Below are 16194 nucleotides of genomic sequence, written 5' to 3' on the forward strand. Positions count from 1 at the left end.
GTGGACGATCTACGCGTAGGACCCGACGGCATCGCCCGGTGCGGCTGGGTCGGCGATGATCCCGAGTACCGCCGCTACCACGACGAGGAGTGGGGACGCCCGCTGCGCGGCGATCGACCGCTCTTCGAGAAGATGAGCCTCGAGGGCTTCCAAGCGGGCTTGTCGTGGATCACGATTCTGCGCAAGCGACCCCGCTTTCGCGAGGTGTTCGCCGGGTTCGAACCCGACGTCGTCGCGGAGTTCGGCGACGACGTCGTCGAACGGCTGATGGCGGATGCCGGGATCATCCGCAACCGTGCCAAGATCCTCGCCACCATCGGCAACGCACGACTCGTGCGCGACATGGAGCCCGGGGCCTTCGACGCGTTCATGTGGTCGTTCGCTCCGCCTCCCCGCACCGTGCGGCCGCAGAGCTTCGCGGATGTGCCGGCGGTGACCGCAGCATCCGATGCGCTGTCGACGGCGCTCCGAAAGGCCGGCTTCCGCTTTGTGGGATCGACCACCATGTACGCCCTGATGCAGTCGACCGGGATGGTCGACGACCACCTGCAGGGCTGCCACCGGGCGTTCTGACGTCACCGATGCGGGCCGGGACGTGATGCGTGATGACTCGGTGAGTCTGCTCGACGCCTCCGTGCATACCGAGCGCCTGCTGGCCTCGGCACAAGTCACCGATCGTGTGGATCCCGGCGGCCCCCGCACACCAGGGTGTGGATGTCGCACGGAGGCGGCAGACTGACGCCATGGCATCAACCTCGGGGCACGTGGCCGACTCCCACGGGAGCATCCGCGTCGTCGGTGCGCGCGAGAACAATCTGCAGGGCATCGATGTCGAGATCCCCAAGAGACGTCTGACGGTGTTCACCGGGGTCAGCGGCTCCGGCAAGTCCAGCCTCGTCTTCGCCACGATCGCGGCTGAATCGCAGCGCCTCATCAATGAGACGTATCCCACCTTCGTGCAGCAGTTCATGGGTCAGCTCAGCAGACCTGATGTCGACGCGCTCGAGAACGTGAGCCCGGCGATCGTCGTCGACCAAGAGCGCATGGGTGCGAATGCCCGGTCGACGGTGGGCACCGCGACCGACGTACACGCGATGCTGCGTGTGCTCTACAGCCGCCTCGGTCAGCCGCACGTCGGTTCTCCGCAGGCCTTCTCCTTCAACGTGCCCGCGGTGTCGGGTGCGGGCTCGGTCACCATCGCCGTCGGCGGCGAAGGCAAGACCTCTCAGCGGTCCTTCGAGATCACCGGCGGCATGTGCCCGACGTGCGAGGGGCTCGGTCAGGTGAGCGACATCGACATCGATGAGCTGCTCGACCGTTCGCTCTCACTGCGGGGCGGCGCGATCTGCGTCCCCGGCTACACCGCCGACGGGTGGATGGTGAAGGCCTACAGTGAATCCGGATTCTTCGACGGCGACAAGGCGATCGCCGAGTTCACCGCGGCTGAACTGCACGACCTGCTCTACCGCGAGCCGACCAAGGTAAAGGTCGGCGGCGTCAACATGACCTACGAGGGTCTCATCCCGAAGGTCACCAAATCGATGCTTCAGAAGGACCGCGAAAGCCTGCAGCCCCACGTGCGCGCCTTCGTCGACCGGGCCGTCAAGTTCATGCCGTGTGCGGCATGCGAGGGCACGCGCTTGAACGACGGTGCCCGCTCCTCCAAAATCGGCGGGATCAGCATCGCGGATGCCGCGGCGATGCAGATCACCGAACTCGCCGCGTGGGTGGCCACCATCGACGATCCGCAGGTCGCGCCGCTGGTCACCGGTCTTCGCCAGACTCTCGATTCCTTCGTCGACATCGGGCTCGGCTATCTCTCGCTCGACCGGGCCAGCGGCACGCTGTCCGGCGGCGAAGCGCAGCGCACCAAGATGATCCGCCACCTCGGATCGAGTCTCACCGACGTCACCTACGTCTTCGACGAGCCCACGACGGGCCTGCATCCACACGACATCCAGCGGATGAACGATCTCCTGTTGCTGCTGCGAGACAAAGGCAACACCGTGCTCGTCGTCGAACACAAACCCGAGGTCATCGCGATCGCCGATCACGTCGTCGACCTCGGACCGGGCGCGGGCCGCGGCGGCGGACGCATCACCTACGAAGGTGACGTCGCGGGGCTACGTGCCTCCGATACCACGACGGGTCGCCACATCGACCATCGCGCCCGTCTGAAGTCGGAGCCGCGCGCCGCGCGTGGTGCCCTTGCGATCCGCGGCGCCGCGCTGCACAACCTGCAGGACGTCGACGTGGATGTGCCCCTCGGCATCCTCACCGTCGTCACCGGGGTCGCGGGTTCGGGCAAGTCCTCGCTCATCCACGGCAGCCTGCCGGCCTTCGACGGCGTCGTCGTCGTCGACCAGACCGCGATCAAAGGGTCGCGACGCTCGAGCCCTGCGACCTACACGGGCATCCTCGATGCGATCCGCTCCGCATTCGCCAAGGCGAACGGCGTCAAGCCGGGACTGTTCAGCGCCAACTCCGAGGGGGCGTGCCCGGCCTGTCGAGGACTGGGAGTGATCATCACGAATCTGGGCTTCACCCAGAGCGTGGAGACCGGATGCGAACTCTGCGGGGGCAGCGGGTTCAGCGACGCGGTGCTCGAGTACCGCTGGCAGGACAAGAACATCGCGGAGGTGCTCGCCATGTCGGCCGATGAGGCGGCGGCATTCGTGGGCACGGGACCAGCGCACACGACGCTGGTGCGCATGATCGATGTCGGGCTCGGCTACATCTCGCTCGGCCAAGCCCTGAGCTCATTGTCGGGTGGAGAACGCCAGCGCCTCAAGCTCGCCATCGCGATGGCCAAGCCCGGCGCCGTCTACGTGCTCGACGAGCCCACCACCGGGCTCCACCTGGCCGATGTCGACAACCTGCTGGCGTTGCTGGACCGATTGGTGGATGCCGGCAACACCGTGATCGCCATCGAGCACCATCAAGCGGTGATGGCTCATGCCGACTGGATCATCGATGTCGGGCCCGGTGCTGGGCGCGAGGGCGGTCGGGTCGTGTTCACCGGAACGCCTGCGGACTTGGTTGCGGGCGGTCAGACCCTCACGGCGGCGCATCTTGCGACGTACGTCGCAAGATGACGATCCAATAGTGGGTAGTTCTCCCCATGCGCAAGCGGACGCCGCCGTAGATTTCGTGACGTAGGCTATCCGGGTCTGCACGACGTGTGCGCCTGCTTCAGCAACAGGTCCCGACGCCACGCAAATGAATACGAGCCCGGAGGGGAGCCGAGCCCACAATGAAGTCCTTTGCGTGGCTTCGAGCGCGTCCGCGCACGCTGATTTCCACTGCTGCGGTCACAGCGGCCGCCCTGGTGGTCGGCTTCCTCGCCGTGTCCTATGAGGGAAAGCCGACGACCGAAGTCGACCTCAACGACGGCGGCGTCTGGGTGACGAAGCAGTCGAGCCTGCTCATCGGTCACTTCAACCACTCCTCTCGTGTGCTCGACGGCGGCCTGCGCACCGGCAGCGCCGACTACGACCTGTTGCAGAGCGGAACGCGGGTGCTGGTCGTCGACTCGACCGCGTCGTCGATCGCCGCCATCGACCCCGCCCGCGTGATCATGTCCGACTCGGCCGAGCTCAAGCCCGGCGCCGCGGTCGCGATGGGCTCCGACACGGTCGCCGTGCTCGAGCCCACCGGGGCGCTGTGGACGAGCCCCTTCACCGCCATCAGCGGCATCGGCGCCCAGGGCACCGAGCCCGTCGCCGACGAGGGCAAGAACGCCAAAGTGGCCGTCGGCGTCGACGGAACCGTCTACGCGGCGTCAGCCGCCGATGCCACCGTCCGGTCGTACGGTCCCGGCGATGACGGCAACACGGTGCAGAAGTCGTCGCGCGGGCTCGACGGTGTCGCGGCCGACCACAAGCTCTCGATCACCGTCGTGGGGACCACCCCGTACGTGCTCGACCACGACACCAACACGCTCTACGGCGGCGACGGCTCGCGTGTGCAGGTGCCGGGCGACGCCGTGTTGCAGCAGCCCTCCGGCGCCGCGGATGCCGTGACGCTCGCGACCCCGACGGCACTGGTGCGGGTTCCCACCGGCGGCGGCGACGCCCAGACGGTGGAAACGGGCAGCGCGCAGGGCACGCCCGCCGAGCCTGTCTACGTCGCCGGCTGTGCCTACGGGGCCTGGTCGGGTTCCGGGCGGTTCGTGCGCGACTGCCCCGGCGACAGCGACGACACCGTGCAGGACGTGCCGGGCGTCGAGCCGACCAGCGTGCTGCGCTTCCGCGTGAACCGCGATGTCGTGGTGCTCAACGACGTCTTCGGCGGGGCGGCATGGATGGCGTCGGACTCGATGCAGCGCGTCGACAACTGGCAGGACATCACGCCTCCCGAGGGCGATGGCTCCGACGAGGAGAAGACGACCGAGGAGACGGTGCAGACCACCCTCCCCGAGCGCACCGACAAGAACACCCCGCCCATCGCGCAGGACGACCAGTACGGCGTACGCCCGGGGCGCACCACCGTGCTGACGGTGCTCGACAACGACACCGATGCCGACGGAGACGTGCTCGTCGCGTCGCCGGCATCCACCCCCGCCTTCGGCACGGTGGAACCGATCAACAACGGCGCGGCCCTGCAGTTCACCGCGCCCGAGGGTGCCACCGGTTCGACGAGTTTCCGCTACACCGTCAACGACGGTCGCGGCGGAGAAGCGACCGCGACGGTCACCGTCACGGTCCATCCGTTCGACGTCAACTCTGCGCCCGTACAGAAGCGCACAACCCCGATCACGGTCGAATCCGGCGGCACCGCCTCGTACAACGTGCTCTCCGACTGGATCGACCCCGACGGCGACGACATCTTCCTGAAGAACGTCACGGCCGACGGCGGCGACGAGGCCGACTTCACTCCCGACGGTCAGATCACCTACCGCGCCATCGGCGGCGTGCAGGGGCGCAAGGACGTGCCGATCGTCATCTCCGACGGTTCCGCTGACGGTCCGGGCGTTGCGCGCTACGACATCCGACCCCTCGGCACCACCGTGCCGATCACCAACTCCGATCACGTCGTGACGCAGGCCGGCCGCACCGTCACCGTGTCGCCGCTCATGAACGACACGAGCTCCGGCAGTGAGCCGCTGCGTCTGACCCGCGTCGACGACGTGCAGGGCGCCACGATCGTGCCGGACTTCGCGAACAAGACGTTCACCTTCACCGCCGCGAACCCCGGCACCTACTACCCGCAGTACCTCGTCTCGGCGGGTCCGAACTCGGTTCCGGGCCTCGTGCGCATCGACGTGCTCCCGGCATCCAACGAAGACCTGCCGCCGGTCGCGGTGCGCGACATCGCCCTGCTTCCCGTCGGCAAGGACGTTCTCGTCAACGTGCTCTCCAACGACACCGACCCCAGCGGCGGCATCCTCGTCGTGCAGTCGGTGACGACGGTGCCCGGATCGGGCGTGGCCGCGGCGGTGCTGGGCCACGAGACCGTCCGGATCAGCGACGTGGGCTCGCTCAACAAACAGGTGCGCGTGGGCTACACGATCTCCAACGGCTCGCAGTCGGCGACCGGCGAGATCGTCGTGATTCCCGTGCCGCCGCCGGACAAGCTGCGCCCGCCCGTCGCCAACGACGATCAGGCCATCGTGCGCGTCGGCGACACCGTGACGATCCCGGTGCTCGCCAACGATTACCACCCCAACGGCGACACGATGCACGTCGCCCCCGACCTGGTTCCGCCGCTGGTCGACCCGGCCGACGGTGAGGCTTTCGTCTCGGAGGACAAGGTCCGCTTCCGCGCGGGAAACACTCCGAAGACGGTCTACGTCACCTACGAGGCCGTCGACTCGAGCGGCCAGCGCGACGCGGGCTACGTCACGATCCAGATCCTCCCCCGTAACGACGACGCGAACTCGGCGCCGAAGCCGCAGGACCTCACTGCGCGCACGCTGAGCGGATCGAAGGTCACCATCCCTGTGCCGCTGGACGGCATCGATCAGGACGGCGACTCGGTCGAACTCGTCGGCATCGCCGATGCGCCGACGAAGGGCCGCATCGTCGAGACTGCCGCGAACGCGTTCACCTATGAAGCGTTCGCCGGCTCCAGCGGCGTCGATCGGTTCTCGTATCGCGTCCGTGACGCGCTCGGCAAGGATGCCACCGCCAACATCCAGGTCGGCATCGCTCCGGCGGCATCCGTCAACCAGGCGCCCTACGCGGTGCGCGATGCCGTGACCATCCGCCCCGGGCGCGAAGTGGCCGTGCCGGTGCTCGCGAACGACTCCGACCCCGACGGCGACGAGTTCGGCTTCGCTCAAGACGACCCGATCACGCTGCCGGACGTTCCGGGACTGAAGGCGCGGGTCAGCGGTAAGTACCTGCTGATCACCGCTCCCAACGAGCAGATGAACACGTCGCTGCAGTACGCCATCACCGATGCGCGCGGTGCGCGCGCATCCACGAGCGTGCAGATCACCGTCGACCCGAATGTTCCGCTCGAACGCCCGATCGCCCGTGACGATCGCGTCCGCGCCGAAGACCTCAAGGACGGCGTGACCGCCCAGGTCGCCGTTCTCGAGAACGACGACGATCCCGACGGGACCAAGAGCGATCTGAAGGTCACGCTCGGCGCCGGCGGCGAGAACGCCCGCGTGAACGCCGACGGCACCGTCGACGTCCAGGTGACCGATCAGCGCCAGCTCATCACGTACACCGTCACCGACCCCGACGGTCTCACCGACTCCGCGTTCATCCGCGTGCCGGCGCTGTCGGAGCTGCCGCCGAGCCTCATCTCGACCAAACCGCTCGAGGTCAAGAGCGGGGAGACGGTCCAGCTGCCGCTGTCGCAGTATGTGCGCGCCGCGGGCGGCAAGAACGTCGTCATCACCGAGGCGGCCAAGGTCTCGGCGATCCACGCGAACGGCGCGAGCCTGATCAAGGATCAGCAGACCCTGGTCTACACGTCGGCCGACCGATACTTCGGCTCCGATGCGCTCACCTTCGAGGTCACCGACGGTGACGGCCCCGACGATGCGACCGGGCGCAAGGCGACGCTGACGATCCCGATCACCGTGTTGCCGCCCGACAACCAGCCGCCGACGATGATCGGCGCCTCCATGAACGTCTCGCCGGGCGAGGATGCCGCGGTGCTCGACCTCGCGGCGCTGGCCACCGACCCCGATCCGGGCGATCAGGGCAAGCTGAAGTTCGGCATCAAGGGCTCGACGCCCGATGGGCTGACCGCGTCGGTCGACGGTACCCAGCTGAAGGTGTCGGCCGCGGCATCCACCAAGAAGGGCACGCGTGCCGACCTCACCGTGACCGCCGACGATGGCACGACGACGCCGGCCGAGGCGACGATCTCGGTCGTCGTGACCGCCTCGACGCGCCCGCTCGCGAGCGCCAACGACGACGTCATCGCCGAGTCGGCCCAGGGCTCGACCGAGTCGGTCGCCGTGCTCGACAACGACGTCAACCCGTTCCCCGAGACGCCGCTGAAGATCGAGAGCGCTCAGCTCGAGACCGGTCAGGCGCAGGTCGTCGTCAAGGGTGACCGGGTCGAAGTCACGAGCGACAAGGCGTTCGTCGGTGTCGTCGTGGCGCGCTACCGCGTGATGGATGCCACGGGTGACCCCGACCGCGCCGTCGAGGGACGCATCCGCATCACGGTGCAGGGCAAGCCGGATGCCCCGGGTCGCCCCGTCGTCTCCAGCATCCAGAGCCGCACCGTCGTGCTGTCGTGGACGCCGCCGAGCGACAACGGGTCGCCGATCACCGGCTACACCGTCACCTCGACCGCGAACAACTACATGAAGCAGTGCGCGTCGACGACGTGCACGCTCGATGGGCTGACCAACAACGTCGAGTACAACTTCGTGGTCACCGCGAGCAACAAGGTCGGCACCTCCGACCCGTCGATGCCGTCCGAGACCGCCCGCCCGGATGTGCGCCCCGACACCCCGGCCCCGCCGACGCTGAAGTTCGGCGACCGCAGCCTCACGGTCTCGTGGGTCCCGCCGCGCTCGGAGGGCTCGCCGGTGACGTCGTACACGCTGGAGATCTCGCCGGCACCGCCGTCGGGCATCGTCCAGAAGACGGGCGTCACGGGAACCTCGATCGTCTGGGACGGGCTCGAAAACGGCGCGTCGTATCAGGTGCGTGTGCGCGCCCACAACAAGGCGCCGGACCCGAGCGAGTTCAGCCCGTGGTCGGCGTCCATGGTGCCGGCGGGACCGCCCGCCGCTCCCAACGCGCCCACGACGACGCTGCTCGAACCCGTCGGTTCCCAGGCGCAGATCCGGGTCGACTGGAACGCCCCGGACAAGAACGGCGATGCCATCTCTGGATACGAGCTGCGCGTGCTGCAGGGAGGGTCCGTCGTCAATACGATCCCGGTGTCGGGCAGCCAGACGAGCCAAGCAGTCACCGTCAAAACCTCGACGACGGACTACACGTTCGACGTTCGTGCGCAGAACAAGGCCGGCTGGGGTGACCGCAGCCCGCAGTCCGCGCCGCGCCGCGGTGTGACCGCGCCGGCGGCGCCGACCGCGGTAGCTGCGACCGAGGGCAACAATACGGTCGGCGTGACCTGGCAGGCGGGCTCCGGCAACGGCGCCGCCGCGAACGAGATCCAGTACCAGTACTCCGTAGGCACAGGTGGCTGGCGCAGCGACTGGATCGGCGGCGGCACCAACGGCGCCGGCACGATCGGCAACGGCCAGGTCAACAACAACGGCACCTACACGATCCGCGTGCGGGCGGTGTCGACCGTCGACGGCAGCACCTACGCCAGCGGTGCATCCAACGCGTCGAACGCTGTCTCGCCGTACGGTCCGATCGGCAACCCGTCCGCGACCGCAGCGCCATCCGGTACCAACATCACGTTCTCGTGGTCGTCGCCCGGGCGCAACGGTCGCGACATCACGACGGACGTGTATATCGACGGCGGTCTCGTGAGCAACGCCGCGAACGGCTCGATCACGCGCGGCTACGGCTACAACGAAGCCCACAGCATCGAGGTGCGTACGAGCGTGCCCGGACAGACGACGACGGCGTCCGACTCGGCGACGACGGACAACCCGCCGCAGCCCCGTGTGTGGGTCACCCGCGGTGACTACGTTCCCGGCGGGCCCTGTGTAAACGGGTGCTACAAGTTCGTGGTGAATACGCAGAACTTCACCGGGGGCAGATACACCATCGACTGCTGGAACGACTCGGGCGGGGCACACCGATTCGGTACGCGCGCCGAATTCGATCTGCCCTCCAATGGTTCCAAGCAACTCGCGTGCTACAGCGGCGCCGATGGCTACAACGTCTGGGTCGACATCGTCGGCTGGGGCAGCGACGTCGACACCGAGAAGCAATGGTGGCCGCGAAATTGACCCTCTCCGTAACTCCTCGACAGCAAGGAACGAACGAATGAGCATGACCCCCGAACAGGCCGCCTGGTTCCGCGACACCTTCACGCGCCTCGTCGACAACGTCGATCAGGCGCTGCTGGGTAAGCGGGAGGTGGTCGGCCTTGTGCTGTCCGCGATGCTCGCCGAGGGTCATGTGCTGCTCGAGGACGCTCCCGGAACCGGTAAGACGAGCCTCGCGAAGGCGATCGCCGCGTCGGTGCAGGGCACGAGCACCCGCATCCAGTTCACGCCCGACCTGCTGCCCTCCGACGTGACCGGTGTCACCATCTACGACCAGCAGAACCACCGCTTCGAGTTCCACCGCGGCCCGGTGTTCTCCTCGATCGTGCTCGCCGACGAGATCAACCGCGCCTCGCCGAAGACGCAGTCGGCCTTGCTCGAAGTCATGGAGGAGTCCCGCGTGACCGTCGACGGTGTCGCGCACGAGGTGGGTCGGCCGTTCCTCGTGATCGCAACGCAGAACCCGATCGAGCAGTCGGGCACGTACAAGCTGCCCGAAGCCCAGCTCGACCGCTTCATGCTGAAGACGTCGATCGGCTATCCGACCCTCGCCGTCACCGAGCGCATCCTCGCCGGCGCGGTCGACCGCAACCCGTCGGCATCCCTCACCGCCGTTATCACGACCGGCGCCGTCGCCGACATGGCCGACCTTGCCGCGTCCGTGCACGTCGACCCGGTGGTGGCGCGCTACGCCGCGCAGCTCGTCGAGCACACCCGCGCGTCGGAGTCGACCCGCCTGGGCGTCTCGGTGCGCGGTGCGATCTCGATGATCCGCGTCGCGAAGGTGTACGCCGCTGCGCAGGGTCGTCACTTCGTGGTGCCCGATGACGTCAAGGCGCTGGCCGTGCCCGTGTGGGCCCACCGCCTCGTGCTCGACCCCGAGGCCGAGTTCTCGGGTACGACCGCGGAGAGCGTCGTTCAGCGTGCCCTCGCCGCGGTCGAGGCACCCTTGGCGCGGGCCGCCAGCTGATGTCGCAGGCGCCGGAAACCCTCACTCCGTCGCGCCGCACGCGTCGGCAGGGCGGCGACTCCGGCGCATCCGCGGCGCGTCCGGAGACGGTGTCGAGCGCGGCCCCGCCGACCGACGATGACGCCGTCGCCGACACCGGAGACGCCCCTCTCGTCGCGCCGCGTGAAGCCACCGCGGCCGAACGTCGCCGGGAGCAGATCGACGTGGTGCGCCGCCGCGTGCTGCGGATCGCGCGCATCGTCGCGGACGTCGTCCAGCCTCTGGGATGGGTGCTGATCGCGACCGCCGTGCTGGTGTGGTGGCTGGCGTTCGCCTACGGGTGGCGCGAATTCCTCGTGGTCGCCGGCGTGCTGACCACGACCCTCGTGGTCAGCCTCGGCTTCCTGTTCGGGCGCACCAACTACGAGATCGGGCTCGACCTCACCCGCACGCACGTCGTCGTCGGCGAGCGTGCCGTCGGCGGGCTCATGCTCGCCAACCGCACGTCGCGCACGCTGCTGCCCTCGGAAGTCATCCTGCCGGTCGGCGCCGGCCGCGGCGTGTTCCAGGTGCCGCGCCTGGTGCCCGGCGAAGAGCACGAAGAGGTCTTCGCCATTCCCACCACGGCGCGCGGCGTGCTCTCGGTGGGACCGGTGAGCGTCAGACGCGGCGATCCCCTCGGACTTTTCGAGCGCGCCAACGACCGCCGGCAGGCGGTCGACCTCTTCGTCCACCCGCGCACCACCGCCCTCGACGGTCTGTCGCTCGGACACATGCGCGACCTCGAGGGCCTGCCCGCCCAGCACCTCTCCCGCGACGACGTGTCATTCCACGCCCTCCGCGAATACCAGCCGGGCGATGACCTCCGCCACGTGCACTGGAAGTCGACCGCGCGGGTTGGCGAAGTGATGGTGCGCCAGTACGAGGAGACCCGCCGCTCCCACTTCGTCGTGGGCCTGTCGACCCTGCCCGACGAGTACCGCGACGCCGACGAGTTCGAACTCGCCATCTCTGTCGCCGGCTCGGTGGGCCTGCGCGCCCTCCGCGACTCGCGCATTCTCGACGCGCGCACGCAGCAGGGCCCGCTCCGCTCGATCACGCCCCGCCGTTTTCTCGACGAGCTGTCGCTGCTCGGTCACTCGCGGGCTCGCCTCGGCGGCATCGTGGCCCTCGCCGGCGGCATCGCCGCGCATGCACCGGATGCCGCGGTGGTCGTCCTCGTGACGGGTTCGCGCACCGACGCCGCCGAACTGCGCCTCGCGTGCTCGCGTCTGCCGCAATCGGTGCGCGCACTCGCGGTCGTCACCGATACGCGCGTCGACGCGCCCGCTCTCCAGCGCATCGGTGAGGCCGATGTCATCACGATCGGGGCCCTCGACCAGCTGCCCCGCGCCGTGCGGAAGGTGCTGTCGTGAGTGCGCGTCTGCGTCTTCCGGTGCGACGTCCCCGTGCTTCGGCACCGCGCACCGCGGCGGCACATTCCATCGCGCCGCGGGCGACGCGGGTCGTGGTGCTCGATCTCGCTGCGGCGGCGCTCCTGCTGACCGTCTCGATCATCGGCTTCGCGCCGACCTTCGACTCCGCCCAGTACCTCGTCGCCGGAGTCGGCGGCCTCCTGCTGGGCCTCGCGCTCGCCGAGGTCGGCGCGCGGTGGCGCTGGGGGGTTCTGAGTCTGTTCGGCGCGACGATCGGCGTGTACTTCGTGTTCGGCGGCGCGCTCGCCCTGCCGCACACCGCGCTCGCGGGGTTCATCCCCACCCTGAACACGCTGCAGCAGCTCGCGATCGGCACGGTCACGTCGTGGAAGCAACTGCTCACGACGGTGCCGCCGGTCGCGGCATCCGACGGCCATCTCGTCGTCCCCTTCATTCTCCTGCTGGTCGGAGGCGTGCTCACCGGATCGCTGGCGCGCCGGGCCCGACAGACCGCGTGGGCGCTGTTGCCGGCGCTCATCGTGCTGGTGGCGACGATCCTGCTCGGGGTCGCCCAACCGGCGGCGCCCCTCGTGCAGGGAATCGTCTTCGCGGTCGTGGCGACGGTGTGGCTCGCCATGCGGCGCGTGTGGGACCACGATCGCGCCGCGGTGCGCGTCGAATCGGCGGGTGTGTCGGATGCGGCGACCGTGCGCAGCTCGCGCATGCGACGTCTCATCGCCGGCGGGATCGTGCTGGCCGTGGCATCCGGCGTCGGAGTGGCGACCGCCGCGGTGGCGACGCCGCCGCGCTACATCCTCCGAGACTTCATCATCCCGCCGTTCGACATCACCCAGTACCCGAGCCCTCTGCAGTCGTTCCGCGGCCATGTGCGCGACGATGCCGACAAGACACTGTTCACGGTGACCGGGCTGCCCAAGGACGGTCGGGTGCGCCTGGCCACGATGGACACCTACGACGGCATCGTCTACAACGTGTCGGACGACGGTGCCGGCTCGTCGAGTGCTTTCACGCCCATCCGCTCCAACATGTCGCCCACGGCGACCGGCACCGACTCCACCGTCCGCGTCGAGATCGGCGACCTGTCCGGCGTGTGGGTACCCGATGTCGGTGCGGCCCGCGATTTCACGTTCGATGGTCCGCGCGCGTCCGAACTGGCCCGCACCACGTACTTCAACGACGCGACCGGCACGGCCGTCGCCCCGACGGGCCTCGCCCAGGGCGACGCCTACACGATCCAGACCGTCATCCCCGATCAGCCGAGCGACGCGGCCCTGGCGGACGTGCCGTTCGCCGCGCTGAAGATGCCGAAGCAGAGCGGCATCCCCGAGAAGATCGCCGACATCGCCTCGAAGGCCGTCGCCAGCGCCGAGACGCCGATCGAGCGCGCGCGTGCTCTGGAGAGCTACCTGCACACGCAGGGCTTCTTCAGCCACGGCCTCGGCGACGACGTGGTCTCGCTGTCTGGCCACGGCGCCAACCGCATCACGTCGCTGTTCGGCAGCGAGCAGATGGTCGGCGACGACGAGCAGTACGCGGTCGCGATGGCGCTCATGGCGACCCAGCTGGGCATGCCCGCGCGCGTCGTGATGGGGTGGCATGCCGACGACAAGCACCCTCAGGACGGCCCGACGCTCACCGCCACCGGCAGCAATCTGCACGCCTGGGTGGAGATCGCCTTCCAAGACCACGGCTGGATCGCGTTCGACCCCACGCCCGACGAGGACAACAAGCCGAACGACCAGTCGACCAAGCCGAAGGCCAACCCGAAGCCGCAGGTGCTGCAGCCGCCGCCGCCCGCGCAGCAGCCGGCCGACCTGCCGCCCGCCATCGCGGAGAACCGCGATCAGGACGAGGAGCAGGATGCCGGGCTCAGCTGGCTCGGACCCGTGCTGCTGTACGGCGGCATCACCCTCGGCATCCTGCTGTTGCTGGCGGCGCCGTTCATCATCATGGGCGTCATCAAGGGCGCTCGTCGCGCGCGCCGCCGAAACGCCGCCCGCACCGCCGATCGCATCTCGGGCGGCTGGGACGAACTCGTCGACTCGGCCGTCGACCTGCGCGCTCCCGTGGTCGTGGGCGCGACCCGCAGTGAAAGCGCGGCCATCGTCGGTTCGGCGTTCGACCAGCCCCGCGTCGCCCAACTGGCGACCCGTGCCGATGTCGATGTCTTCGGTCCGGGCGAACCTGCGCCCGAGGACGTCGAGGCATTCTGGCGCGAGGTGGACGACATCGTCGGAGAGATGCGCGGCTCCACGACGGTGTGGCAACGGGTGCGCGCCCGACTGAGCCTCCGTTCGTTGCGGCGTGGCGGCTCGGTGTGGCAGATCGTTCGCCGCAGTATCGTCGGCCTCGGGCACACGCTGAACGATGCCGTTCGCCGCGGCATCCGGCGCCCCCCTCGTGAAACGGAGTCGACCGATGAGTGATCCCGATCTCGGGCGGCGCCCGGCGCAGCTCGGCCGCCGTATCGGCGCCTATGTCATCGACGGCGCTGTCGGCATGGTCGTGCTGCTCATCGCGGTGGGGATCTTCGCGGGCATCTCGTTCGGCACCGGCGGGGCCTTGCCGCTGCCGGTTGCCGTGCTGCTCGCGTATGTCATCGGCCTTGGCTGGTTCGTGGTCTACACCTTCATGCAGGCCGGTGCGGGTTCGCTGGGCATGCGCGCGCTCGGCTTGCGCCTCGTGCTCGTCGATCAGCCCAGCGCCACGCGCCTCGGTTTCGGCAAGGCGCTCGTGCGCAATGTCATCTGGGCGCTCGCGTCGGCGATTATCGTCGGGCCGTTCTCGCCGCTCTTCGACTCCTCGCCGTGGCACCGGGGGTGGCATGACCGCGTGTCGGGTGCGGTGATGACCGACGTCGCCGGCCGCGGAGCGGTCTTGCCGCACGCCGCGGAGGCGCCCGCTTCTGGGCCGGATGCCGAGAAATCCCCGACTCGGCCGTCGACGCTGGCGCCGACGGTGCTGCCGGCAGCACCGATTCTGCCGGTCGGCGATGCCCCGGATCTCGCTGGATGGACCCCGTCGGCCGCACCCGTGGCGGCGCGTCCCACGCCCGCCGTGAGCGGTCTGATCTCCTTTGTTCCCGGCGTGAGCGATACGTCACGACTCGACGCCGTGGAGCCGGCCGCTCGCTCGGCCGTACCCACCGTCGATGCTCCTCCCGCTCCCGCTCCCGCGGTATCTGCCGCCGCCCCCGTCGTCAGCGATTCGCATGCGGTGTCGAGTGGACTGATCGAGAATCTCGACGAGACCCGCGTGTCGACGGGGGAGCGACCCTACGCTCGCCTCGTGTGGGACGACGGTGCTCGGCAGGCCGTGTACGGTCGTACTCTCTTCGGCCGAAATCCTGCGCCGGAGACGGGCGCGATGGTCTCGCCCGTCCGCGACGAGACGCTCTCGCTGTCGAAGACGCACTTCGAACTGATCCCCGACGGCGACCGCACGCTGTGGGTCGTCGACCGGCATTCGACGAACGGGGTGGGCCTTCGCCGCGGCGGCGAACTCCAGCATCTCGTCCCCGGCGAGCGTACGCGCGTACGACAGGGCGATGTCTTGGAGTTCGGCGACCGCCAGGTGACGATCGAGCTGGCCTCGTGAGCGAAGCGCCGATCGTCGTGCGCGTGGGCGCTGCCACGCATACGGGGCTCCGCCGCCGCGTGAACGAAGACGCCTTCCTCGCCGACGCGCCGCTTTTCCTGGTCGCCGACGGCATGGGCGGCCATGACGCGGGCGACCGCGCGAGCGCCGCCGTCGTCGCGGAGTTCGCCGACCTCGTCGGGGCAACGAGCCTCGCGATCGATCAGGTGCGTGCAGCGCTTCGCCGCGCCCGCGCGCGCGTCGAAGCGATCGCCAGCGACGGTCGGGCCGCCGGCACCACGCTGGCCGGCGTCGTCGTCGCCGACGTCGGCGGTGTGGGCTACTGGCTCACCGTCAACGTCGGCGACTCGCGCACCTACCGGTTCGCGAACGGACTGCTCGAACAGATCAGCGTCGACCACTCCGTGGTGCAGGAACTCCTCGATGCCGGCATGCTCACCGGGGAGGACGCCGCGACCGACAGCCGCCGCAACGAGATCACCCGCGCCATCGGTGCGGGAAGCGATGGACAGGCCGACTACTGGATGGTGCCCGCCGAGCCGGGCGACCGCATCCTCGTGTGCTCCGACGGACTGTCGGGGGAACTGTCGGCGGAGCGCTTGCGCGACATCCTGGCTGACGAGACCGCCCCGGACGCCGCGGCCACCCGCTTGATCCACGAAGCGCTCCTGCACGGCGGGCGTGACAACATCACCGCTGTGGTGGTCGATGCGGTGGCGGTCTCGGGCTACGACGACGTGTACGACACCGCTCCGGCGGGGGCCAGCCGCGGCGACGCCGACGGTGACACCCGCCCGAGGGCGGGCGCGAGAGGCGATTTCGAATGA

General features: G+C 69.2%; 8 protein-coding genes. All 8 read left to right on the forward strand.

Annotated elements, in window-relative coordinates:
* The 8 genes from ITJ43_RS11375 to ITJ43_RS11410 all read left to right on the forward strand — a co-directional run bounded on the left by ITJ43_RS11375 (nt 1) and on the right by ITJ43_RS11410 (nt 16194).
* The gene (locus ITJ43_RS11375) at nt 1–573 is read left to right on the forward strand and encodes a DNA-3-methyladenine glycosylase I (RefSeq protein ID WP_194583970.1); all 573 of its coding nucleotides are present in this window, start codon (nt 1–3) and stop codon (nt 571–573) included.
* Nucleotides 574–743: 170 nt separating this feature from the next.
* Nucleotides 744–3095: an ATP-binding cassette domain-containing protein gene (locus ITJ43_RS11380; RefSeq protein WP_194583971.1), complete on the forward strand. Its 2352-nt coding sequence runs from the start codon at nt 744–746 to the stop codon at nt 3093–3095.
* Between the two features lie 158 nt (nt 3096–3253).
* On the forward strand, nt 3254–9346 hold the full coding sequence (locus tag ITJ43_RS11385) for an Ig-like domain-containing protein (RefSeq protein WP_194583972.1): 6093 nt from the start codon (nt 3254–3256) through the stop codon (nt 9344–9346).
* Nucleotides 9347–9383: 37 nt separating this feature from the next.
* On the forward strand, nt 9384–10355 hold the full coding sequence (locus ITJ43_RS11390) for an AAA family ATPase (protein WP_194583973.1): 972 nt from the start codon (nt 9384–9386) through the stop codon (nt 10353–10355).
* Nucleotides 10355–11749, forward strand: coding sequence for a DUF58 domain-containing protein (locus ITJ43_RS11395; protein ID WP_194583974.1), 1395 nt, complete (start codon nt 10355–10357; stop codon nt 11747–11749). The genes ITJ43_RS11390 and ITJ43_RS11395 overlap by 1 nt, the downstream gene beginning before the upstream one ends.
* On the forward strand, nt 11746–14196 hold the full coding sequence (locus tag ITJ43_RS11400; RefSeq protein WP_194583975.1) for a transglutaminaseTgpA domain-containing protein: 2451 nt from the start codon (nt 11746–11748) through the stop codon (nt 14194–14196). The genes ITJ43_RS11395 and ITJ43_RS11400 overlap by 4 nt, the downstream gene beginning before the upstream one ends.
* A complete protein-coding gene (locus ITJ43_RS11405) occupies nt 14189–15367 on the forward strand; it encodes an RDD family protein (RefSeq protein ID WP_194583976.1) in 1179 nt (392 codons plus the stop codon). The genes ITJ43_RS11400 and ITJ43_RS11405 overlap by 8 nt, the downstream gene beginning before the upstream one ends.
* Nucleotides 15364–16194, forward strand: coding sequence for a PP2C family protein-serine/threonine phosphatase (locus ITJ43_RS11410; RefSeq protein WP_194583977.1), 831 nt, complete (start codon nt 15364–15366; stop codon nt 16192–16194). The genes ITJ43_RS11405 and ITJ43_RS11410 overlap by 4 nt, the downstream gene beginning before the upstream one ends.

The organism is Microbacterium sp. VKM Ac-2870 (genome assembly GCF_015350795.1).
Classification (GTDB): domain Bacteria; phylum Actinomycetota; class Actinomycetes; order Actinomycetales; family Microbacteriaceae; genus Microbacterium.